The organism is Micrococcus sp. Mcc89 (genome assembly GCF_024519795.1).
GTDB classification, from domain to species: Bacteria; Actinomycetota; Actinomycetes; order Actinomycetales; family Micrococcaceae; genus Micrococcus; species Micrococcus luteus.
On sequence record NZ_JALJRI010000033.1, the window covers coordinates 22,777 to 44,546 of the forward strand.

Here is a 21,770-nt window from a genome sequence, read left to right on the forward strand (position 1 = left end):
GCACCTGAGCAATGGCGAAGAGAACACCCACCGGCTCCGCCGGGCGCACCCTGGCCTGGCTGGCCGCCCTCCTCGTGGTCCTGGCCGCGATCCTCGGCGGGGGCGTGGCCTCCGGCGCGGCCTCCTGGGCTCCCAAGCTCGCCCTCGACCTCGAGGGCGGCACGCAGATGGTGCTGGCCCCCCAGACCTCGACGGGCGAGTCCGTCACCCCCGAGCAGCTGGACCAGGCCGTGGAGATCATCCGCCAGCGTGTGGACGGCTCCGGCGTGGCCGAGGCGGAGGTCGCCACGCAGGGCTCCCAGAACGTGGTCGTCTCCCTGCCCGGGGTCCCGGACGAGGAGACCCGCCGCCTGATCCAGGCGTCCGCGGACATGCAGTTCCGCCCCGTGCTGCAGTCCGGCCCGGGGGAGGCCACCCCCGAGGACCAGCGCCTGCCAGAAGACCAGCTGCCGAAGCCCGACGGGGAGCCGGCGGACGCCTACGACCCGAACTGGGTCACCCCGGCCCTGCTGGCCGAGTTCCAGGCCACGGACTGCACCGCCCCGCGGGACCCGGCCGCGCCCCCGCCGCCGTCCGACCGGGCGATCGTCGCCTGCCAGCCCTCCGAGGAGCTCGCCGACGGCGCCGTCACGCCGGCCCAGAAGTACATCCTGGGCCCCGTGGTCATCCCGGGCACCCAGATCAAGGGCGCGTCCAACGGCATGGCCCAGGCCCAGGGCGGCGTCTCCACCAACCAGTGGGTCGTCAACATCGAGTTCGACGAGGAGGGCACCAAGGCCTTCACGGAGGTCACCCAGAAGCTCACCCCGTACCCCGAGGGCGACCCGCGCAAGCAGTTCGCGATCCTGCTGGACGGGGACGTGATCTCCGCGCCGCAGTCCAACGTGGTCATCACCAACGGCAGCGCGCAGATCAGCGGCCCCACCCTGAACGAGCAGACGACGGCGCAGTTGGCCGAGCAGCTCAACTACGGCTCCCTGCCGATCTCCTTCTCGATCGAGTCCGAGCAGCAGATCTCCGCCACGCTCGGCCGGGACCAGCTCTTCTGGGGCCTGATCGCCGGCCTGATCGGCCTCGGCCTCGTGGCCGTGTACCAGTTCTTCCAGTATCGGGCCCTGGGCCTGCTGACCTTCGCCTCGATCATCGTGGCGGGCGTGCTGACGTGGCTGACCATCGCGATCCTGGGCTGGACGGACAACTACCGCCTGTCCCTCGCGGGCATCGCCGGGCTCATCGTGGCGATCGGTCTGACGGCGGACTCGTTCATCGTCTACTTCGAACGCATCAAGGACGAGCTGCGCGCGGGCCACACCGTGCCCGTCGCCGTGCACGAGGGCTGGAAGCGCGCCCGGCGGACGATCACCGCGTCCAAGGCCGTGAACCTGCTGGCCGCCGTCGTGCTGTACTTCGTGGCCGTCGGCAACGTGCGCGGCTTCGCGTTCACCCTCGGCCTCACCGCGATCGCCGACCTGATCGTGGTGTTCATGTTCACCCACCCGCTCATGGTGCTGTTGGCCCAGACCCGCTTCGTGGGCGAGGGACACCCGATGTCCGGACTGGACCCGTCGCTGCTGGGCGGGCCGTCCCTGTATCAGGGCGCCGGCCGCTTCCGCGAGCCCGCCCACGCCCCCCGCACCGGGCTCCCGGCGGAGGACTCCGACGAGCCGGCTGACGCGGCGGCCGCCGACGCCCCGCGCCCGCTCGTCGCGACGGGCGCCCCCCGCGCGGGCTCGTCCGCCCGGGGGGGCGGCCGCCGCTCGCGCACCGCGCCGCCCATGACGATCGCCGAGCGACGCCGCGCCGAGCGACGCCGCCAGGAGGAGGACCAGTGAACCGCTTCGCCGACTGGGGCAACGCCCTCTACTCGGGCCGCATCTCCTACCCGTTCATCCAGCGCTGGCGGCGGTGGTTCGCCCTCGCCGCCCTGCTGCTCGTCCTCGCCGGCGGCCTGACCGCCCTCCGCGGTGGCTTCAACCTCGGCATCGAGTTCCGGGGCGGCTCCGAGTTCACCGTCTCGCAGACGGCCTCCACCGACGTGGCCGCGGGCGAGCGCGCCGTGACCGACGTGCTGGCCGACGGCCACGCCACCGTCACGAACGTCGCCCCGGGCACCGTGCGCGTCCAGACCGAGCAGCTCGACGACGCCCAGACCCGAGCCGTGGCCGCGAACCTGCAGGAGGCCTACGGCGTCGGCCAGGACCAGGTGACCTCGACCTTCGTGGGGCCGACCTGGGGCGCCGCGGTGTCGCAGCAGGCCCTGATCGGCCTGGTGATCTTCGTGGTGCTCGTGACCCTGTTCATGGCCGTGTACTTCCGCACCTGGAAGATGTCCCTGGCCGCCGTGCTCGGCATGCTCTACGTGGTCGCGCTGACCGCCGGCATCTACGGCGCCACCGGCTTCGAGATCACGCCGTCGGCCATCATCGGCTTCCTCACGATCCTGTCGTACGCGCTCTACGACACCGTGGTGGTCTTCGACAAGATCCGCGAGAACACGATCGGGGCCGAGGAGGACCCGGAGCGCTCCTTCGTCGAGAACGTGAACCTCGCGGTGAACCAGACGCTCGTCCGGTCCATCACGACCTCCGTCGTCGGCATCCTGCCGGTCGGCTCGATCCTGTTCATCGGCGCGGGGCTGCTCGGTGCCGGCACGCTGCGGGACATCGCGCTCGCGCTGTTCGTGGGCATCATCGTGGGCACCCTGTCCACCCTGTTCCTCCAGGCGCCGCTGTACGCCCTGCTGCGCCGCAACGACCCGGACGTGCGCGACCACGACGCCCGGGCCGCGGCCCGCGCCGCCCGGGAGCGTGCCTCAGAGGCGGTCACCGATCCCGACGTCGCCCCCTGGGACGACGGCGCGCGACTCTGACGGAGCCGCTGCGGCCCCGGTGGTCTTCCTGGGGCGGGGTGGGACGGGCGCGGGTAGACTCGCCGATCATCCCGGCCGGAGCGGTCGGGGCCGCACGAGTCAGGAGGCGTGGCCCATGAGCGAGCAGGACCCCACTCCCGCCCCGGCCCGTCCCGCCCCGGCCCGTCCCGCCCCGGTCCGGCCCCGCAGCCGGATCGCACGCCTGACCGGCCGGCACGCCACCGAGTACTCGCCCCTGCTCGAGCCGCTGATGCGCACCGTGCGGCAGCGAGCCACCAAGACCGAGCTGGCCGAGATCGTCCGCGCCTTCGAGGTCGCCCGCGCGGCACACGAGGGGCAGATGCGGCGCTCCGGGGACCCGTACATCACCCACCCCGTCGCGGTCGCCACGATCCTCGCCGAGATCGGCGTGACGGGCCCGACGCTCCTGGCGGCCCTGCTGCACGACACCGTCGAGGACACGGACTACTCCCTGGAGCGCCTCCGCGCCGACTTCGGCTCCGAGGTCGCCCTCCTCGTGGACGGCGTGACCAAGCTGGACAAGGTGACCTACGGCGCCGCGGCGCAGGCCGAGACCGTGCGCAAGATGGTCATCGCGATGGCCCAGGACGTGAACGTCCTGCTCATCAAGCTCGCCGACCGGCTGCACAACGCGCGGACGTGGCGGTACGTCTCCTCGGAGTCCAGCGCCCGCAAGGCCCAGGAGACCTTGGACATCTACGCCCCGCTGGCCCACCGGCTCGGCATGAACACCGTCAAGTGGGAGCTCGAGGACCTCTCCTTCGCCGCCCTCAAGCCCAAGATGTACGCGGAGATCGTGCGCCTCGTGGGGGAGCGCAACCCGGAGCGGGAGAAGCACATCGCGGCGCTGCGCACCGTGATCGAGGAGCACCTGCGCGAGCACCGGATCCGGGCGACCGTCACCGGACGGCCGAAGCACTACTACTCGATCTACCAGAAGATGGTGACGCGCGGGAAGGACTTCGACGACATCCACGACCTCACGGGCATCCGGGTGCTCGTGGACTCCGTGCGTGACTGCTACGCCGTGCTCGGCGTCATCCACGCGCGCTGGAACCCGGTCCCGGGCCGGTTCAAGGACTACATCGCGGTCCCGAAGCTCAACATGTACCGCTCCCTGCACACCACGGTGATGGTGCCGGGCGGCAAGCCGGTGGAGATCCAGATCCGCACGCAGGAGATGCACCGCCAGGCCGAGTACGGCGTCGCCGCGCACTGGCGGTACAAGGCCCAGGTCGCCGGCCAGGCGCCGGTGCAGGCCACGCCGGCCTGGCTGCGCTCGGTGATGGACTGGCAGGCGGACACCCGGGACCCGGACGAGTTCCTCGCCTCGCTGCGCACCCAGATCGGGGCGGACGAGGTGTACGTCTTCACGCCGAAGGGGGAGATCCGCACCCTGCCGGCCGGCTCCACGCCCGTGGACTTCGCCTACGCCATCCACACCGACGTCGGCCACCGCACCATCGGCGCCCGGGTCAACGACAAGCTCGTCCCGCTGTCCACGCCGCTCAGCCACGGCGACACCGTGGAGGTCTTCACCTCGCGCGCCGAGGACGCGGGGCCGAGCCGGGATTGGCTGGGCTTCGTGGTCTCGCCGCGGGCCCGGTCCAAGATCCGTCACCACTTCGCCACGCAGCGCCGCGACGAGCAGGCCGACCGGGGACGCGAGTCGCTGACCCGTCAGCTGCGCAAGGCCGGCATGGCCGTGCAGCAGGTGCTCGGCGGCGAGGAGCTGGTGCAGGTGGCCACGGATCTCGGCTACGCGGACCTCGACGGGCTGTTCGTGGCCCTCGGCGACGGCCACGTGTCCGCCCAGTCCGTGCAGGAACGCGTCGCGGAGCGCCTCGCTCCGCCGACGTCGACGCAGGCCGAGCCGGAGGGCGAGCTGACCGTCGGCGAGGTGGACCTGCAGGAGCTGGTCCCGGCCCAGTCGCGGCGCGCCCCCGCGCGGGCCACCAACGACGCCGGCGTGCTCGTGGACGGCGACGGCGGCGTCATGGCCAAGCTGGCACGGTGCTGCAACCCGGTGCCGCCGGACGCCATCGACGGGTTCGTCACCCGCGGCTCCGGGGTCTCCGTGCACCGGGTCGACTGTCCCAACCTGGCGACCCTGCTCGCGCAGGAGCCGGAGCGCCGCACCCCGGTCAGCTGGGCGCCGTCGCGGGACACCGTCTACCTGGTGGAGATCCAGATCGAGGCGCTGGACCGCAAGTCGCTGCTCTCCGACGTCACCCGGGTCCTCTCCGAGAACCACGTGAACATCCTCTCGGCCTCCGTGAACACCACCCGCGACCGCGTGGCGATGAGCCGGTTCGTCTTCGAGATGGGCGACCCCCGGTTCCTCGGCCACGTGATCGACGCGGTGCGCCGCATCGACGGCGTCTTCGACGTGCACCGCACCTGAGCCTCCCGGCCTCAGTCGGGGACGTCCAGCGCCGCCAGCAGCGCGCCCAGCCGGCGCCGGGCCGCCACGACGCCGGCACGGCGGGTCCGGCGGGCCAGCCGCTCCCGCAGCCCGGCGGCGCCGTGGGCGCCGATCACGGCGGCCGCGCGCCGCGCCGCATCCGGGTCGGCGCTGAGCAGCAGGTCTTCGACTGTCCGGGCGGGCGTCGTGACCCGCACGGGGCCGAAGCGGAGCACGTCGTGCTCGGCGGGGGCGACGCCCGTGGCATCGGCCGCGACGTCCGACTGCGTGAGCGTCCAGGGCAGCAGGCCCCCGCCGGCGGGGCGCCGGTGGAAGTGCGGCACGGCCGCGTGCAGCCGCCCGGGCGCCGCGCCGCCGGCCAGGATCCAGGCCGCCGACGGGCCGATCGCGGTCCAGCCGGCGGCCAGGAGCGGGCCGCCGAGGGTCCACAGGGCAGCGGCCCGGACCGCGGGATCGTCCGCGGCGTCCGGCCGCGCCCACACCCCGGGCAGCAGCGGCCGCACGGCGCCCCGCGCGCCGAGCGCCTGCAGCTCCGGCTCCGTGAAGGGGTCGCCCGCCAGCACGAGTGCCCCGGTCGGGGCGGTCTCCTCGATCGTCACGGTCGTCATGCCCGGATCCTGCCAGAGACGGGGACGCCCCCGCGGCCGCCTGTGGACAGGCGGGCCGCGGGGGCGTGCTCGAGACGGGTGGGGCTCAGCGGAGCTCGGAGGCCGAGGCCTCGAGGGCCTGCTTCCACTGCAGGCGCGCGTCGAGCGCCTCCTGGGCCTTCTTGACGGCGCGCTGGTCGCCCCGGGCCTGGGCCCGGGCGAGATCCGCCTCGAGCCCCGCGATGGTCTCCTCGAGCTGCGTGAGGGCGGAGTTCGTGCGGGCCTTGGTCTCCGGGTCGGTGCGGCGCCAGTGCTCGTTCTCCGCCTGCTTGAGGGCGTCCTCGAGCTTGCGGAAGCCCTCCTCCATCCGGCGGACGTCCCCGCGGGGCACGCGGCCGGCATCCTCCCACCGCCCGCGCAGCTCGTTGAGCGCGCGCCGTCCGGCCTTGACGTCCGTGAACGGGAGCAGCTTCTGGCCGTCGGCGAGGATCTGCTCCTTCACCTTCAGGTTGGCCCCGTACTCGCGGTCGATCTCCTGGTTCGCGGCCTTGCGGGCGGCGAAGAAGACGTCCTGGGCGGCGCGGAAGCGGGCCCAGAGGGCGTCGTCCTCCTTGCGGGAGGCCCGGGGGGCGCGCTTCCACTCGTCCATCAGGTCGCGGTACTTGCCGGCGGTCACGCCCCAGTCGGTGGAGGTGGACAGCTCCTCGGCACGGGCGATGAGACGCTCCTTGACCTGCTTGGCCTCGGCCGAGGCGGCGTCCAGCCGGGAGAAGTGGGCGCGGCGGGTCTTGTCGAACGCGGTGCGGGCGCCGCGGAAGCGCTTCCACAGGTCGTCCTCGACCGACTTGGCCAGACGCGGACCGGCCTTCTGGGCGGCCTTCCACTCCTCGAACAGCTCCGTCATGCGCTTGGACGCGGTCTTCCAGGGCATCCGCTCGGCCGGGGTCTGGGCGAAGGTCTCGGCCTCGGCGACGATGGCCTCGCGGGTGGCCAGCTGCTCGGCCTGGGCGGCCTGCCGGGCCTCCTGTTCCGCGGCGCGGTAGTCGCCCAGGAGGGTCTCCAGGGCCGCCAGGCGGGTGCGGAGGGCGTCCATGTCGCCGACCATGTGGCGCTCGTTCACCGCGGTCGTCATCTGACCCAGCGCCCGGCCCAGCTCACCCGAGGGGGCGCCGGCGGCGATGCGCTGCTCGAACAGGGCCATCTGGGCGCGCACGTCGTCGTACTTGCGCACGAAGTACGCCAGCGCGTCCTCGGTGCTCGCGTCCGGCACCTGGCCGACCGCGTGCTCCTCCTGCCCGTCCAGCAGCGTGACGTGGCCGTCCTCGCTCACCCGGGCGAACCTGGCGGCCTCCTCCACCGGGGTGGGCGGCACGGTCGGGGCCACGACGGGGGCCGGGGCGACGGACGCGGCGGCGGGCGTCGCGGGGCGCACGGCGGCCGGGCTGGCCTTCTTCATCGCGGCCGGGGAGGGCACGGCGGGCGTCTCGGCGGGCTGGGAGGAATCACCGTGCGCCGGGGCGTCGGGGACGATCTCGGGGACGGGCCGGGCCTCGGCGGGCACGGTCGTATCGGCGGCCTCGGCCGACGCGGGGGTGGACTCGGTGGCGGGGGACTGCTGGTCGTCGGGCTGCATGTGATTGGTCACCGCTGGAACTCTCCCTGACTGCGCCGGCACGCAGTCGTCGAGGGATGCGGCCGGTCGGGATGGACACGAACAGGGCCAGCGTACCGGGCCGGACAGCGCCCGCGCCTAGAATGGGCCGGTGCGCCGGCGGGGGACCGTCGCGCGTCCCCGCCGTCGTCGTCTCGAAGGATCGCCATGTCCCGCAAGGCCTCCCTGTCCGGTTTCCACGAGTGGCTGCCCGCCGAGCGGCTCGTGGAGCAGCACGTGCTCGACACGCTGCGGCGGACCTTCGAGCTGCACGGGTTCGCCGGCATCGAGACCCGTGCCGTGGAGACCCTGGGCCAGCTGCTGCGCAAGGGCGAGGTGGACAAGGAGGTCTACGCGGTCTCGCGCCTGGCCGAGGACGAGGAGGTCGCCGCGGGCCTGCGCGATCCCAAGGACCCGGCCGACCCCAAGCGCCTGGCCCTGCACTTCGACCTCACCGTGCCGTTCGCCCGCTACGTCGTGGAGAACGCCGGCCACCTCGCCTTCCCCTTCCGTCGCTACCAGATGCAGAAGGTCTGGCGCGGGGAGCGCCCTCAGGAGGGCCGCGCCCGCGAGTTCACCCAGGCGGACATCGACGTCGTCGGCGACGGCGCCCTCTCGCCCCGGTACGACGCCGACGTCGCACTGGTGATGGCCGAGGCGCTCGGCGCCCTGCCGATCGGCGACTTCCTCATCCGCGTGAACAACCGCAAGCTCGCCGAGGGCTTCTACCGGGGCATCGGCCTGGAGGACACCGCCGGCGTGCTGCGCAGCATCGACAAGCTGGAGAAGGTCGGCCCGGAGGAGGTCGCGCGGCTGCTCCAGGAGGAGGTCGGCGCGAGCCCCGAGCAGGCTGCGCAGGCGCTGGCCCTGGCGGACATCCGCACGTCGGACACCTCGTTCGTCGAGCGGGTCCGCGCCCTGGGGGTGACCCACGAGCTGCTCGAGGAGGGGCTGACCGAGCTGGCCGACGTCGTCGCCACCCTGCACCGCCGCGCCCCCGGGCGCGCCGTGGCGGACCTGTCCATCGCGCGCGGCCTGGACTACTACACGGGCACCGTCTACGAGACCGTCCTGGTGGGCCACGAGCAGCTCGGCTCGATCTGCTCGGGCGGCCGCTACGACGCGCTCGCGTCCAAGGGGAACCGCGTGTTCCCCGGTGTCGGACTGTCCATCGGCGTGACGCGGCTGGTGATGCGCATGCTGTCCCAGCAGATGGCCGTGGCCTCCCGCTCCGTGCCGACCGCGGTGTACGTGGCGCTGACGGCGGACGAGGACTGGTCCGAGGCCCAGGACGTCGCGGCCCTGCTGCGGGAGCGCGGCATCCCCGCGGAGGTCGCGGTGTCCGCGGAGAAGTTCGGCAAGCAGATCAAGTATGCGGACCGCCGCGGCATCCCGTTCGTCTGGTTCATGGGTCGGGACGACGCCGGCGCGCGGGTCCACGAGGTGAAGGACATCCGCTCCGGCGAGCAGCACGCCGCGGACCCGGCCGACTGGACCCCGCCGGCCGAGGACCTGCTGCCGCAGGTCGCCCGCGCGCAGGACTGAGCGGACGCGGCCGCTATGCCGGCCCCGGTGTGCGGCGGCGGTGGGTGTCTGCGCGTCGGGTCACCGGCCCCGGCGCCCGGCCCGCACGAACGCGCGCCCGCCCACCCCGATCAGGAACACGCCCGCCATCGCGGCCACGGACATCGGCGGCAGGCTGAGGGCGAGCAGCAGGCACAGGGCCAGGCCGAGGACGTTGACGGCGCGGGGCACGCGCAGCGGGCGCGGCCGGGCCGGGCGGCGGCCGTCGTCGTCCCCGCGCAGGGTCAGGGCGGACAGGTTCGCCACCGCGTAGTAGACGAGCACGCCGAACGAGCTGAAGCCCACCACGGTGAGGATGTCCGTGGTGAGCAGGAGCAGGATCACGGCCGCGGCCACCGTCAGCTGAGCCGTCCACGGCGTGCCGGTCCCCGCATGGACCCGTGCCAGGGGGCGGGGCAGGTCGGACTCGCGGGCCATGGCCAGGGCGGTGCGGGAGATGCCCGTCAGCAGGTTGAGCATGGCCCCGGCCGCGGCGAGGGCGGCGCCGGCCACCGCCACCCAGCCCCAGCCGGAGCCCAGGGCGGTCTCGAGCAGGTCGCGCACGGGCGCCGGGGACCGGGCCAGCCCGGAGGTCCCGAGGCCCGAGATCAGCGCCGTGGCGAGCAGCAGGTACAACGCCACGGTCACGGCGAGGGCGATCAGGATGGCGCGCGGGATCGTGCGTGCGGGGTCGATGACCTCCTCACCCATGGTGGCCACGCGCGCGTAGCCGGCGAACGCGAAGAACAGGACGCCCGCGCCCATGAGCACGCCCTGCACGGGGGAGTCGACGCCGAGCGCCGCGGCCGAGCCCCCGGGGGCCTCGCGCGCCAGGCCTGCGCCGATGGCCAACACGAGCACGGCGAGCACGGGCACGAGGATCGCCAACGTCGCCTGCGCGGTCCGCGTCACGCCCGCCATCGCCACCCCGGTGAGCACGACGACGGCGGCCACGCCCGTCCACCGGGCCGCGGCGGCGTCGTCGGGGAAGAGGTACAGGCCGAGGGTGGCCGCCATCGCGGCCACCGACGCGGTCTTGCCCGTGACGAAGCCCCAGCCGGCGACGAAGCCGGCCCACGGGTGCAGCTGCCGCCGGCCGTAGACGTAGGCGCCGCCGGACTCGGGGTGGACGGTGGCCAGCTGCGCCGTGGACAGGGCGTTGCACAGGGCCGCGACGGCCGCGACCGCCAGGGCCCCGTACAGCAGGCCGGGGTGGCCGCCGGTGAGCGCGGCCGCCAGGCCGATCGCGGTGAACACGCCCGCGCCGATCATCGAGCCGAGGCCGATCGCGACGGCGTGGAGCAGGGTCAGGCGGCGCTGCAGGGCGGCGGTCATGACGGGGTCCTCCTGGGCTGGGGCAGTGTGGACGGGGCACTAGACTGACGGGAACGGCGCGCGCCCGCCCCGCAGGCGTATCACACGGCGTCGACCATCACATGAACCCCGCACATCGTCCGGCGACCGGACGGAGAGGATCCTCGTGCTGCGCACCCACTCCCTCGGCGAGCTCAACGCCTCGCTCATCGGCCAGACCGTCACCGTCACCGGCTGGGTGGCGCGGCGGCGAGACCACGGCGGCGTGGCCTTCGTGGACCTGCGCGACGCCTCGGGCTTCGCCCAGGTTGTGGTGCGGGACGAGGCGGACTTCGACCCGCTGCGCAACGAGTGGGTTCTGCAGGTCACCGGCACGGTCGAGCGCCGCCCCGAGGGCAACGAGAACCCGAACCTTCCCTCCGGTGAGATCGAGCTGATCGCGGAGACCGTGACGGTGCTCAACACCGCCGCCGCGCTGCCGTTCCAGGTGGACGAGCACGTGGAGGTCGGCGAGGAGGCCCGGCTGCGCCACCGCTACCTCGACCTGCGCCGCCCGCAGCCCTCGCGCATCATGCGCCTGCGCTCCGAGGTCAACCGGACGGCGCGCGAGCTGCTGCACGGCGAGGGCTTCGTGGAGGTCGAGACCCCGACCCTCACGCGCTCGACGCCGGAGGGCGCCCGCGACTTCCTCGTCCCGGCCCGCCTGGCTCCCGGCTCCTGGTACGCCCTGCCGCAGTCGCCGCAGCTGTTCAAGCAGCTGCTGCAGGTGGGCGGGATCGAGAAGTACTACCAGATCGCCCGCTGCTACCGGGACGAGGACTTCCGCGCGGACCGTCAGCCCGAGTTCACCCAGCTGGACATCGAGGCCTCCTTCGTGGAGCAGGATGACGTGATCGCCCTCGGCGAGAAGATCGTCAAGGCCCTGTGGGCCCTCGTGGGCGTGGACGTGCCGACGCCGATCCGCCGCATGACCTACGCCGAGGCCATGGAGAAGTACGGCTCGGACAAGCCGGACCTGCGCTTCGGCCTCGAGCTGACGGACCTGACCGAGTACTTCAAGGACACCCCGTTCCGCGTGTTCCAGAACGAGTACGTGGGCGCCGTCGTGATGCCGGGCGGCGCCTCCCAGGCCCGCCGCACCCTCGACGCGTGGCAGGAGTGGGCCAAGCAGCGCGGCGCCAAGGGCCTGGCCTACGTGCTCATACAGGAGGACGGCGAGCTGACCGGTCCGGTGTCCAAGAACATCTCCGAGGAGGAGAAGGCCGGGCTGGCCGCCGCCGTGGGCGCGAACCCGGGCGACTGCGTGTTCTTCGCCGCCGGCAAGCCGAAGGAGTCCCGCGCGCTGCTGGGTGCGGCCCGCGTGGAGATCGGCCGTCGCTGCGGGCTGTTCACCGACGCCGGTGACGGCGTGGCCGCGAAGGACGCCGACTGGGCGTTCGTGTGGGTCGTGGACGCGCCGATGTTCGAGCCGGCGGCCGACGCCGTGGCCTCGGGCGACGTCGCCGTGGGCGCGGGCGCCTGGACCGCCGTGCACCACGCGTTCACCTCGCCCAAGCCGGAGTTCGCGGACACCTTCGACACCGACCCGGGCTCGGCCCTGGCCTACGCCTACGACATCGTGTGCAACGGCAACGAGATCGGCGGCGGTTCCATCCGCATCCACCGTCAGGACGTGCAGGAGCGCGTGTTCGAGGTCATGGGCCTGTCCCCGGAGGAGGCGAACGAGAAGTTCGGCTTCCTGCTCGAGGGCTTCAAGTACGGCGCCCCGCCGCACGGCGGCATCGCGTTCGGCTGGGACCGCGTGGTCGCCCTGCTGGCCGGCACCGACTCGATCCGCGAGGTCATCGCGTTCCCGAAGACCGGCGGCGGCTTCGACCCGCTGACGGCCGCACCGGCGCCCATCACCGCCCAGCAGCGCAAGGAGGCCGGCGTCGACGCGCAGCCGGAGCCGAAGCAGGCCGAGGCCGAGCCGGGAGCCTGATCCGGGCCCGCGGCGGGCCCGCCTCAGCCGCGCCGCGGACCGGCCAGCTCGTCCGAGTCCACGATCAGCGTGAACGGCCCGGAGTTGGTGAGGGAGACGTCCATCTTCGCGCCGAACACCCCGCGCTCCACGCGCACGCCGGCGGCCTCGAGCTCGGCCGTGAACCGCTCGTAGAGCGGCTCGGCCTGGTTGCCCTTCGCCGCGCGCGTCCAGGACGGCCGCCGGCCCTTCCGCACGTCGCCGTACAGCGTGAACTGGCTGACGACGAGCGCCGGGGCACCGGCGTCGGTGAGGGACCGCTCGCCGTCGAGCATGCGGAGCCCGGCCACCTTGCGGGCCACCTGGACGGCCTCGGCCTCGGTGTCGTCGACGGTCACGCCGAGCAGGATCACCAGCCCCTCGCCCTCGAAGGAGCCGACGACTTTGCCGTCGACGGTCACGGACGCGGAACGGGCGCGTTGCAGAACGGCTCTCATGCAGCCATTCTGCAACGCGCCCGGAACCGGTCCGCGTCAGCGGATCACTGACGACGGGTCGGATTCACCTCGTACACGGTGGTCGAGCCGGAGACCTCGTTGGCGACGATCAGCAGGGCGGTGCCGGAGGGGGACTCGTCGGCCGGCACGAAGGTCAGGCCCTCGGCGCCCATGTCACCCAGGCCGGCCGTGGCGTCGTCGCCCGCGGCATCCCAGTCACGGTCGTTGACGTAGTCCACGTAGGTGGCGTTCCGCGGGTCGGTGATGTCGAAGACCACCACGCCGCCGATGCGCTCGAGGCCCACGAACGCGTAGGTGCGGCCCTGGATCGTGCCCACCACTACGGACTCGGGCTCGGGGCCCTTGTCATCCGAACGGGAGTCCCCGGACGGGGTCTCGTCGTTGTTCGCGTTGAACGCGTGCTCCGGCAGCTCGCCGGCGGCCACGAGCCGGGCGATCTGCTCCTCGATCATGCCGGCGGAGTCGAACAGGCGGGTGCCGTCCGCGGTGTAGATGGAGAAGGACCGGCCGCCCAGTGTGGTCAGGGAGGAGTGGCACTCGCGCTCAGAGTCGTAGCCGAGGTCGGTGAGCACCTTCAGGCGGCCCAGGGCATCCTTCTTCTGCAGGGCCTTGGCCCCCGGGAACTCGGCGGCGCACAGGTCCAGGTCGCTGACGCGCTCGGAGTCGTTGAAGTCGCCCCACTCCCGCCCGTCACCCTCGTTGGCGGTGACGACCAGGTTCTGACCGCGCCAGCGGTACGTGTCGATGCCGTCGGGCATGGGCAGGCCGTCGACCGGCCAGTGGCCCAGCTCGATGCCGCCGTCCTTGTCCGAGGCGTCCAGCACGCCCTCGGTGGACCAATCGGTGGGCGTCAGCGCCCAGAGGTCCTCCAGCGTGGCGGACTTCAGGTCCACGACGGCGACGGCGTTGGCCTCCTGCACGGACACGTAGGCGGTGCGTCCGGTCGGGTCGACGGTGACGTACTCCGGCTCGAGGTTGCGAGCCACCCGACCGGCGGGCTCGTGACCGGCGGGCACCGCCATATCGGGGCCGGAGACGCGCACGCCGGCGGGCAGGGCGGTGCCGGCGTCGTAGGCACGGAAGTCCACGGTGCGCACCGCGTCCTGGGTCAGGCGGGAGAACTGCCGGGCGTTCTTCGGTACGGAGACCACGGAGATCGTGCCCTCCGGGTCGACGGAGAAGTCGTCGGCCGGTTCGCCCTCGTTGGCGACCACCACGTACGCCCCGTTCGGGGAGAAGGCCAGCGAGTCCGGCAGGGCACCCACCCGCACGCCGCCGAGGTAGCGCAGGGTGGTGGTGTCGAAGAACACGACCCAGCCGTGGTCGGTCTTCTCGGCGGCCTCGACGGCGACGGCCATCACACCGCCGGAGACAGCGACGGAGTTCACCGTGGCGCCCTTGTCCGTGACGGAGCCGTCCGCGGTGCGCAGGCCCTCGGCGGAGAGGGTCCGCTCGGCCACGGGGGCGGCGTCGGCGCCCAGGCGCATGACGTCGACGGCGCCGCGCTGCGCATTCACCACGAACAGGCGGCCGGAGACCGCGTCGAAGGCCGGGATCTCGGCGGCGGACTCGCCGAACACGCCGGTCTCGTGGGTGCCGGCGCGGGTGAGCTCGATGCTCTTGCCGGACGGGTTGGCGGCGATGGCGGCGCGCTGGGCCGTGGCCGAGTGCGGGGCGGGCGCGCTGAGGGAGGCCGGGGCGAGGAAGGCCGTGGACAGGGTCGCGGCGGTGACGGCCGTGGCGAGGCGTGCGAGGCGAGGCATGGATGCTCCAGTCAGGGCAGGGAGGCGGAGGACGGGGTCACCCCATCGCACGGATGTGAACGGTCCGTGACGTCCCGGCCAGCGCGCGGTGTCCCGCGGGTGTCGACGCCCCGGACGCCCCGCGTGCCGTCCGCCGAGGTCAGTCCTCGCTCGGCAGCCCCGCGAGCACCCGCACCGTCGTGAGGTTCCGGGCCGTGCCGCGCACCCCGAGCGCCCGGTCGAGGCGGGCCGGAGTGAGCGGGGAGTCGGCGACCCCCGCGGCGCAGCGCATCCACAGCAGCCGTCCCTCCAGGGCCGTGCGATCCGGCCCCGCGGGTCGGTCGTCCCCGTGGTCGAGCGCGGCCAGGGCGGCGGCCGCCTCGGGTGCGGGGTCGTCCTCGAGCACGGTGAGCTGCGTGCGTTTCGGCTCGCCGCCGGCCCAGGGGAGCGCGTCGTGCAGCTCCAGGGCGCGCCGGAGCGTGCCCACGTCCACGAGGACCACGGGGACGTCGAGGCCGCCCTCCTCACGCGCCCGTCGCGCGAACCCCTGCCGCACGCCCTCCGCGGCTGCGTCGGAGGACGCCCGGAACAGGACGTTGCCGCTGGCCAGGTGGGTGGTGACCGCCTCCCCGCCGGCGGCCTGGGCCCAGCGGATCAGCGTGTCCTTGCCGACACGGTTGCTCCGCCCCACGTTGATCCCGCGCAGCAGCAGGACGTGGGTGTGGTCGGTGCGCGGGGCGGCGGGGCTCATGCGGCCATGATGCCACCCACGCCCCCGCGGGCCGAGGACTACCCTGGACCCGATGGACGACCTCTTCAGCGCCGCCCACAACGGGGCCGACGACGACGGCCCGGCCGGCACCGTGGCCGCCCCGCACCCCGGCGCACCGCTGGCCGTGCGCATGCGCCCGCGCACGCTGGATGACGTGCTGGGCCAGCGGCACCTCATGCGGCCGGGCTCCCCGCTGCGCAAGCTCGCCGAGCCCGATCCGGACTCCGCCGCGGGACCGAGCTCGGTCATCCTCTACGGGCCTCCGGGCATCGGCAAGACGACGCTGGCCCACGTGATCGCCCGCGCCCCCGGGCGCACGTTCACGGAGCTGTCCGCGATCACGGCCGGTGTGAAGGACGTGCGGCAGGTGATGGAGCAGGCCCAGCGCGAACGGGACCTCTACGGGCGCACCACCGTCCTGTTCCTCGATGAGATCCACCGCTTCTCCAAGGCGCAGCAGGACGCGCTGCTGCCGGGCGTCGAGAACCGCTGGGTCGTGCTGGTGGCCGCGACCACGGAGAACCCGTCCTTCTCCGTGATCGCACCCCTGCTCTCCCGGTCGCTGCTGCTCACGCTGCGTCCCCTCACGGACGACGACATCGTCGGGCTGCTGGACCGTGCCGTGACCCAGGAGCGCGGGCTCAACGGCGCCGTGGTGCTCCAGGACGACGCGCGGGACTACCTGGTGCGGATGGCCGGCGGCGACGCGAGGCGGGCGCTCACGGTGCTGGAGGCCGCGGCCGGCGTCGCCCTGGACAAGGCGCGCGAGGCCGGCCGGGCGGGGGAGGGCGCCGTCGCGGTCACGGACGAGGACGCCGCGCAGGCGATGGACCACCACGTCCAGCGCTACGACAAGGACGGCGACCAGCACTACGACGTGATCAGTGCCTTCATCAAGTCCATCCGCGGCTCGGACGTGGACGCGTCGATGCACTACCTCGCCCGGATGCTGGAGGCGGGGGAGGACCCCCGGTTCATCGCCCGGCGGCTGATCATCTCCGCGTCCGAGGACGTGGGCATGGCCGACCCGACCGCGCTGCAGACCGCCGTGGCCGCCGCCCAGGCCGTGCAGCTGATCGGCATGCCGGAGGGACGCATCATCCTGGCGCAGGCCGTGACGCATCTGGCCACCGCGCCGAAGTCCAACGCGAGCTACACCGCCGTGAACGAGGCGATCGCGGACGTGCGGGCCGGCCACACGGGCGCGGTGCCGGCGCACCTGCGGGACGCGCACTACCCCGGCGCGGCGGCCCTCGGCCACAGCCAGGGCTACGTCTACAGCCACGACGAGCCGCACGCCGTCGCCCGTCAGCAGTACGCGCCGGACCCCCTGGTCGGGAGGGACTATTACCGGCCCAAGCCCATCGGACACGAGAAGCGGCTCACCGAGCAGGTGGCCGCGCTGCGCCGGATCATCCGCGGCGACTGAGCGCGCGCCGGGCCCGAGGGCGGACGCCTCGGGCGGCCGCGCGGAATAAAGACCCCGGATCACCGGTTGTCCAGGGATGAGCGGGGCGGTCGACGTCGGCCCGCCGACTCCTCGCCCGCTCGCGCCCCCATGCACCACCGACGCACAGAAGGAACAGAAGGAGCCGCCCCCATGACCCAGTCCACTCCGCAGCAGTCCACCCCCCAGCACACCGCCGCGCAGCAGCCGGCCCCGTACGGCCGCCCCGGCGCCGGCGGCCCCGCCCTCCCGCAGGCCGACTACCGCATCCTGCGCTCCGTCCCGGCCTACGCCGAGGCCCAGGCCCTCGTGGACCAGCTCTCCGACGCCGGGTTCCCCGTGGAGCGCGTGCGCATCGTGGGCACCGGGCTGCGCTCCGTGGAGCAGGTCCTGGGCCGGATGACCACCGGCAAGGCCGCCGTCCGCGGCGGGCTGCAGGGCCTGTGGTTCGGCCTCCTGCTCGGCCTGCTCTTCTCGATCTTCGCCCCCGGCTTCGGGTTCCTCTGGATCCTGCTGATCTCCCTGGGCCTGGGCGCCCTGTGGGGGGCCGTCTTCGGGGCGATCGGCCACGCGGCCACCGGCGGCAGGCGCGACTTCACGTCCCTGCAGACCATGGAGGCCGAGTCGTACGACGTGCTGGTCGAGGCCTCCCACCTGGACCAGGCCGGTCAGCTCCTCGGCGCGGACCCCGGCACCGCGGCCACGCCGCGCGCCTGAGCCCCGGCCCGCCCCGTCGTCGTCGCTCTGGTAAGGTGGACCGGTCTGGCAGGCGCTGCGCCCCGGACGCATCCCCCTCGAACGGTCCACGGGACACCCGCGTGCCCGGTCGAGGGACGCGCAGCGCATCAGTGGATGACGGGCGGCGGCACGCCCCTCAGCTCTCCTCAGGATCGCGGGGAGGCCAGGTTCGAGTCCCCTTGACCCGTGTGCCCCGGCGCGCGGACGAGACCTCGAGACAAACCCGAACCGTGCCGCACGTCAAGGAAAGGCAGGTCCACCATGAGTGGCAACCTTCGCACCCGCCGCACCGTGCGGCACTCCCGCGCCCTGGGCATCGCGCTGACCCCCAAGGCCGAGAAGTACATGGAGCGTCGTCCGTACGGCCCCGGCCAGCACGGCCGTGCCCGCCGCAAGCAGGACTCGGACTACGCGGTGCGCCTCAAGGAGAAGCAGCGTCTGCGCGCCCAGTACAACATCCGCGAGGCCCAGATGCGCCGCTACTTCGAGGAGGCCAAGCGCACCGCCGGCCTGACCGGTGAGAACCTGGTCGAGCTCCTCGAGCAGCGCCTCGACGCCCTCGTGCTGCGTGCCGGCTTCGCCCGCACCATCCAGCAGGCCCGTCAGCTCGTCGTGCACCGCCACATCCTGGTGGACGGCAAGCGCGTGGACGTCCCCTCGTTCCGCGTGAAGGAGGGCCAGATGATCCACGTGCACGAGCGCTCGGAGAAGATGGTCCCCTTCCAGCTGGCCGCCGCCGGCGCCCACCAGCAGGTCCTGCCCGCCACCCCGGGCTACCTGACCGTGGAGATCGACAAGCTGCGCGCCACCCTCACCCGTCGCCCGAAGCGCTCCGAGGTCCCCGTGACCTGCGAGGAGCAGCTCGTGGTCGAGTACTACGCGCGCTGATCCGCCGCGGCCGGGTCCGTCCCGGACGACGGCGCCCCGCGCGTCCCGCAGGCCCGGTCACCTCTCGGAGGTGACCGGGCCTGCGGCGTCCCCCGGGCCCGCCGCCGGGGATCGGCGCCGCGCCCGGTAAGGTGGGGCCGGAATCCCTGCCGTCCGAAGGAGGCCCCCGCCATGCTCCGCTCGCTGCTGCTCGTCGGCGCCGGCGCCGCATCCGGCTGGTTCGCACACCGCGCCCTCGGCGACCGTGCCCACCCGGCGACCGACGCGACCGACGCGCCGACGTCTGACCCTGGCTCCGCGGGGGGGCGCGCGGGGTTCTCCGCCCGCCTGGACCCGGAGCGTCTGGCCCGCCAGGCCGGTGAGGCCGCCGCCGACGCCGCGGCGGCCGCCCTGCAGGACGGTGCCCGGCGCCTGGCCGAGCGCGTCCGCGCCGAGGCCCCCTGGGCCGCGCCCTACCTGCCCCACACGGGGCCGATCATCTCCGGGGAGACCGTGGAGCCGCCGTCGCACGGCGCCGCCCGCCCCCAGACCACCACCACGCAGAAGGACACCCCCGCATGAAGTCCCAGGAGATCGCCCGCCGCTGGACCGCCTTCTTTGAGTCCAGGGGGCACCGCGTGGTGCCGTCGGCGTCGCTCGTCTCGCCGGATCCGTCGCTGCTGTTCACGGTGGCCGGCATGGTCCCGTTCATCCCGTACTTCCTGGGGGAGCAGACCCCGCCGAGCCCGCGCGTCGTCTCGGTGCAGAAGTGCATCCGCACCGCGGACATCGAGGAGGTCGGCAAGACCGTCCGCCACGGCACCTTCTTCCAGATGTGCGGCAACTTCTCCTTCGGCGACTACTTCAAGGAGACGGCCATCCCGATGGCCTGGGAGCTGCTGACGTCCTCGGTCGAGGACGGCGGCTTCGGCCTGGACCCCGAGCGCCTCTGGGTCACCGTGTACCGCGAGGACGACGAGGCCGAGCGCATCTGGCGCGAGGACGTGGGCGTCCGTCCCGAGCGCATCCAGCGCATGGGCAAGGACGACAACTACTGGAACACCGGCCAGCCCGGCCCGGGCGGCCCCTGCTCGGAGATCTTCTACGACCGCGGCCCCGCGTACGGCGTCGACGGCGGCCCGGCCGCGGACGACACCCGCTACATCGAGATCTGGAACCTCGTGTTCATGCAGTACCGCCTCTCCGCGGTGCGCTCGAAGGACGACTTCGACATCGCCGGCGAGCTCGAGCACAAGAACATCGACACCGGTCTCGGCCTCGAGCGGCTCGCCATGATCCTCCAGGGTGTGGAGAACATGTACGAGACGGACCAGGTCCGCCCCGTGCTCGACCGCGCCGCGCAGCTGGCCGGCCGCTCCTACACCTCCACCGAGGACCCGGCCGACCCGCACTACGACGACGACGTCCGCCTGCGCATGGTGGCCGACCACGTGCGCTCGGCCCTGATGCTGATCAGCGACGGCGTGCGCCCCGGCAACGAGGGCCGCGGCTACGTGCTGCGCCGCCTCATCCGCCGCGTCGTCCGCGCCCTGCGCCTGATGGGCGTCACCGAGCCCGTTTTCCCTGAGCTGCTGCCGGTCTCCCGGGACGCGATGAAGGGCACCTACCCGGTGGTCGCGGACGAGTTCGAGCGCATCTCCCGGATCGCCTACGCCGAGGAGAAGGCGTTCCTGCGGACCATCGCCGCGGGCACGGCCCGCCTCGACGCCGCGGTGGGCCAGGCCCGCTCGGCGGGCGGCGGCATCGCGGGCCCGGACGCGTTCGAGCTGCACGACACCTACGGCTTCCCGATCGAGCTGACGCTGGAGATCGCGGAGGAGGCCGGCGTCGCCGTGGACGAGGCCGGGTTCCGCGCCCTCATGGCCGAGCAGCGCGACCGCGCCCGCGCGGACGCCAAGGCCAAGAAGGCCGGCCACACGGACACCGCCGTGTACCAGCGCCTGCGCGCCGAGGGCCAGACCCACTTCACCGGCTACACCGAGCACACCACCGAGTCCGTGGTGCGCGGCCTGCTGCAGAACGGCGAGGAGGTCGCGTCCGCCGGCGCCGGCACGGAGCTCGAGCTCGTCCTGGACGCCACGCCGTTCTACGCGGAGTCCGGCGGCCAGGCCGCGGACACCGGCCTGATCACCGGCGACGGCTTCCGCCTCGAGGTGCTCGACGTGCAGGCCCCCGTGAAGGGGCTGTCCGTGCACAGGGTCAAGGTCCTCGACGGCGAGGTCGCCGCCGGTGCGCAGGCCCTCGGCGCGATCGACCTGCAGCGCCGCCTCGACGGCGAGAAGGCCCACTCCGGCACCCACCTGGTGCACGCCGCACTGCACCAGATCCTCGGCCCCGAGGCCACCCAGTCCGGCTCCTTCAACAAGGAGGGCTACCTGCGCTTCGACTTCCGCTGGGCCGAGGCGCTCTCGGCCGGGGCCCGCTCCGAGGTCGAGGACGTGGTGAACATCGCCATCCGCGACGACCACGCCGTGCTCACCCAGGAGATGAGCCTCGAGGAGGCGCGCGCACTCGGCGCGATGAGCCTGTTCGGCGAGAAGTACGGCGACCGGGTGCGCGTCGTGGAGATCGACGGCGCCTGGTCCCGCGAGCTGTGCGGCGGCACCCACGTGGGCCGCACCGCGCAGATCGGCTCGCTGACCCTGCTCGGCGAGCAGTCCGTGGGCTCGGGCAACCGCCGCGTCGAGGCGCTCGTCGGCCTGGACTCGTTCCGCCACCTCGCCGCGGAGCGCACCCTCGTCTCCGAGCTCTCGGAGATGTTCAAGGCCCCGGCCGAGGAGCTCAAGGACCGCATCGGCGCCACCCTGGACCGGCTCAAGGCGGCCGAGAAGCAGGTCGCGGAGCTGCGGGCCCAGGCGCTGCAGGCCCAGGCCGGGCAGCTCGTCGGGCAGGCCCAGGACGTCACGACGTCCGCCGGGACGTCGGTGCGGGTGCTGGCGCACCACGTCGGCGACGTGGCCGGGGACCAGCTGCGTTCCCTCGTGCTGGACCTGCGCGCCCGGATCGAGTCGGCCGGCGGCAACGCGGCGGGCACGCCCGTGCTCGTGGCCCTCACGGCCGAGGCCAAGGGCCGGCCCCTCGTGGTCGTGGCGACCAACGAGGCCGCCCGCGCGGCCGGCCTCAAGGCGGGCGCCATGGTCAAGACCGCCACCGGCGTGCTCGGCGGCGGGGGCGGAGGCAAGGACGACGTCGCCCAGGGCGGCGGCCAGGACGTCACGCGCGTCGGGGACGCGCTCGAGGCCGTCGTCGCCGCGGTGCGCGCGGCCTGAGGCGGA

At 73.5% G+C, this 21,770-nt stretch carries 16 protein-coding genes; 10 read left to right on the top strand and 6 right to left on the bottom strand.

What is annotated here, in order from left to right:
• The first annotated feature begins 11 nt into the window (after nucleotides 1-11).
• From secD to NR072_RS04945, 3 genes are all read left to right on the top strand, one after another.
• Nucleotides 12-1,832 (top strand): protein translocase subunit SecD, encoded by a 1,821-nt coding sequence (gene secD, locus NR072_RS04935; protein WP_036317949.1) that lies wholly within the window; start codon nucleotides 12-14, stop codon nucleotides 1,830-1,832.
• The gene (secF, locus tag NR072_RS04940; protein WP_036317952.1) at nucleotides 1,829-2,869 is read left to right on the top strand and encodes a protein translocase subunit SecF; all 1,041 of its coding nucleotides are present in this window, start codon (nucleotides 1,829-1,831) and stop codon (nucleotides 2,867-2,869) included. The genes secD and secF overlap by 4 nt, the downstream gene beginning before the upstream one ends.
• Nucleotides 2,870-2,984: 115 nt before the next feature.
• Nucleotides 2,985-5,294, top strand: coding sequence for a bifunctional (p)ppGpp synthetase/guanosine-3',5'-bis(diphosphate) 3'-pyrophosphohydrolase (locus NR072_RS04945; RefSeq protein ID WP_256836361.1), 2,310 nt, complete (start codon nucleotides 2,985-2,987; stop codon nucleotides 5,292-5,294).
• Nucleotides 5,295-5,305: 11 nt separating this feature from the next.
• Here the strand turns inward: NR072_RS04945 and NR072_RS04950 are convergent, their stop codons facing one another.
• Together NR072_RS04950 and NR072_RS04955 are read right to left on the bottom strand one after the other, a co-directional pair.
• Nucleotides 5,306-5,923, bottom strand: coding sequence for a hypothetical protein (locus NR072_RS04950; RefSeq protein WP_036380977.1), 618 nt, complete (start codon nucleotides 5,921-5,923; stop codon nucleotides 5,306-5,308).
• Between the two features lie 85 nt (nucleotides 5,924-6,008).
• Complete coding sequence (locus NR072_RS04955) at nucleotides 6,009-7,547, bottom strand: DUF349 domain-containing protein (RefSeq protein ID WP_044659821.1); 1,539 nt, start codon at nucleotides 7,545-7,547, stop codon at nucleotides 6,009-6,011.
• A 174-nt stretch (nucleotides 7,548-7,721) separates the two neighbouring features.
• Here NR072_RS04955 and hisS point away from each other — a divergent pair, with 174 nt between their 5' ends.
• The gene (hisS, locus tag NR072_RS04960; protein WP_036313678.1) at nucleotides 7,722-9,098 is read left to right on the top strand and encodes a histidine--tRNA ligase; all 1,377 of its coding nucleotides are present in this window, start codon (nucleotides 7,722-7,724) and stop codon (nucleotides 9,096-9,098) included.
• A gap of 60 nt (nucleotides 9,099-9,158) precedes the next feature.
• Here the strand turns inward: hisS and NR072_RS04965 are convergent, their stop codons facing one another.
• A complete protein-coding gene (locus tag NR072_RS04965; protein ID WP_044659820.1) occupies nucleotides 9,159-10,451 on the bottom strand; it encodes an APC family permease in 1,293 nt (430 codons plus the stop codon).
• Between the two features lie 145 nt (nucleotides 10,452-10,596).
• Here NR072_RS04965 and aspS point away from each other — a divergent pair, with 145 nt between their 5' ends.
• Nucleotides 10,597-12,411: an aspartate--tRNA ligase gene (gene aspS / locus NR072_RS04970; protein ID WP_044659819.1), complete on the top strand. Its 1,815-nt coding sequence runs from the start codon at nucleotides 10,597-10,599 to the stop codon at nucleotides 12,409-12,411.
• A 23-nt stretch (nucleotides 12,412-12,434) separates the two neighbouring features.
• Here aspS and dtd read toward each other — a convergent pair whose 3' ends face one another.
• From dtd to NR072_RS04985, 3 genes are all read right to left on the bottom strand, one after another.
• The gene (dtd, locus tag NR072_RS04975; protein WP_044659818.1) at nucleotides 12,435-12,887 is read right to left on the bottom strand and encodes a D-aminoacyl-tRNA deacylase; all 453 of its coding nucleotides are present in this window, start codon (nucleotides 12,885-12,887) and stop codon (nucleotides 12,435-12,437) included.
• Between the two features lie 44 nt (nucleotides 12,888-12,931).
• A complete protein-coding gene (locus tag NR072_RS04980) occupies nucleotides 12,932-14,671 on the bottom strand; it encodes a choice-of-anchor I family protein (RefSeq protein WP_044659817.1) in 1,740 nt (579 codons plus the stop codon).
• A gap of 139 nt (nucleotides 14,672-14,810) precedes the next feature.
• Nucleotides 14,811-15,401, bottom strand: coding sequence for a DUF1697 domain-containing protein (locus tag NR072_RS04985; protein ID WP_044659816.1), 591 nt, complete (start codon nucleotides 15,399-15,401; stop codon nucleotides 14,811-14,813).
• A gap of 52 nt (nucleotides 15,402-15,453) precedes the next feature.
• Between NR072_RS04985 and NR072_RS04990 the strand changes: the two genes are divergently transcribed.
• From NR072_RS04990 to alaS, 5 genes are all read left to right on the top strand, one after another.
• On the top strand, nucleotides 15,454-16,851 hold the full coding sequence (locus tag NR072_RS04990; RefSeq protein ID WP_256836362.1) for a replication-associated recombination protein A: 1,398 nt from the start codon (nucleotides 15,454-15,456) through the stop codon (nucleotides 16,849-16,851).
• A gap of 171 nt (nucleotides 16,852-17,022) precedes the next feature.
• Nucleotides 17,023-17,586 carry a general stress protein gene (locus NR072_RS04995; protein WP_020621560.1) on the top strand — a complete coding sequence of 188 codons (564 nt, stop codon included), beginning with the start codon at nucleotides 17,023-17,025 and terminating at the stop codon, nucleotides 17,584-17,586.
• A gap of 282 nt (nucleotides 17,587-17,868) precedes the next feature.
• Nucleotides 17,869-18,495, top strand: coding sequence for a 30S ribosomal protein S4 (gene rpsD / locus NR072_RS05000; RefSeq protein WP_020621561.1), 627 nt, complete (start codon nucleotides 17,869-17,871; stop codon nucleotides 18,493-18,495).
• A gap of 171 nt (nucleotides 18,496-18,666) precedes the next feature.
• Nucleotides 18,667-19,056, top strand: a complete 390-nt coding sequence (locus tag NR072_RS05005) for a hypothetical protein (protein ID WP_020621562.1) — start codon at nucleotides 18,667-18,669, stop codon at nucleotides 19,054-19,056.
• Nucleotides 19,053-21,764, top strand: a complete 2,712-nt coding sequence (gene alaS, locus NR072_RS05010) for an alanine--tRNA ligase (RefSeq protein WP_036380962.1) — start codon at nucleotides 19,053-19,055, stop codon at nucleotides 21,762-21,764. The genes NR072_RS05005 and alaS overlap by 4 nt, the downstream gene beginning before the upstream one ends.
• Nucleotides 21,765-21,770 lie beyond the last annotated feature (6 nt).

Excerpts from the sequence above, each read along its gene's own strand:
- secD (WP_036317949.1), top strand. The coding sequence starts at position 12 with ATGGCGAAGAGAACACCCACCGGCTCCGCCGGGCGCACCCTGGCCTGG.
- NR072_RS04945 (WP_256836361.1), top strand. The coding sequence starts at position 2,985 with ATGAGCGAGCAGGACCCCACTCCCGCCCCGGCCCGTCCCGCCCCGGCC.
- NR072_RS04950 (WP_036380977.1), bottom strand. The coding sequence starts at position 5,923 with ATGACGACCGTGACGATCGAGGAGACCGCCCCGACCGGGGCACTCGTG.
- hisS (WP_036313678.1), top strand. The coding sequence starts at position 7,722 with ATGTCCCGCAAGGCCTCCCTGTCCGGTTTCCACGAGTGGCTGCCCGCC.
- NR072_RS04965 (WP_044659820.1), bottom strand. The coding sequence starts at position 10,451 with ATGACCGCCGCCCTGCAGCGCCGCCTGACCCTGCTCCACGCCGTCGCG.
- dtd (WP_044659818.1), bottom strand. The coding sequence starts at position 12,887 with ATGAGAGCCGTTCTGCAACGCGCCCGTTCCGCGTCCGTGACCGTCGAC.
- NR072_RS04980 (WP_044659817.1), bottom strand. The coding sequence starts at position 14,671 with ATGCCTCGCCTCGCACGCCTCGCCACGGCCGTCACCGCCGCGACCCTG.
- NR072_RS04985 (WP_044659816.1), bottom strand. The coding sequence starts at position 15,401 with ATGAGCCCCGCCGCCCCGCGCACCGACCACACCCACGTCCTGCTGCTG.
- NR072_RS04990 (WP_256836362.1), top strand. The coding sequence starts at position 15,454 with ATGGACGACCTCTTCAGCGCCGCCCACAACGGGGCCGACGACGACGGC.
- NR072_RS04995 (WP_020621560.1), top strand. The coding sequence starts at position 17,023 with ATGACCCAGTCCACTCCGCAGCAGTCCACCCCCCAGCACACCGCCGCG.
- rpsD (WP_020621561.1), top strand. The coding sequence starts at position 17,869 with ATGAGTGGCAACCTTCGCACCCGCCGCACCGTGCGGCACTCCCGCGCC.
- NR072_RS05005 (WP_020621562.1), top strand. The coding sequence starts at position 18,667 with ATGCTCCGCTCGCTGCTGCTCGTCGGCGCCGGCGCCGCATCCGGCTGG.
- alaS (WP_036380962.1), top strand. The coding sequence starts at position 19,053 with ATGAAGTCCCAGGAGATCGCCCGCCGCTGGACCGCCTTCTTTGAGTCC.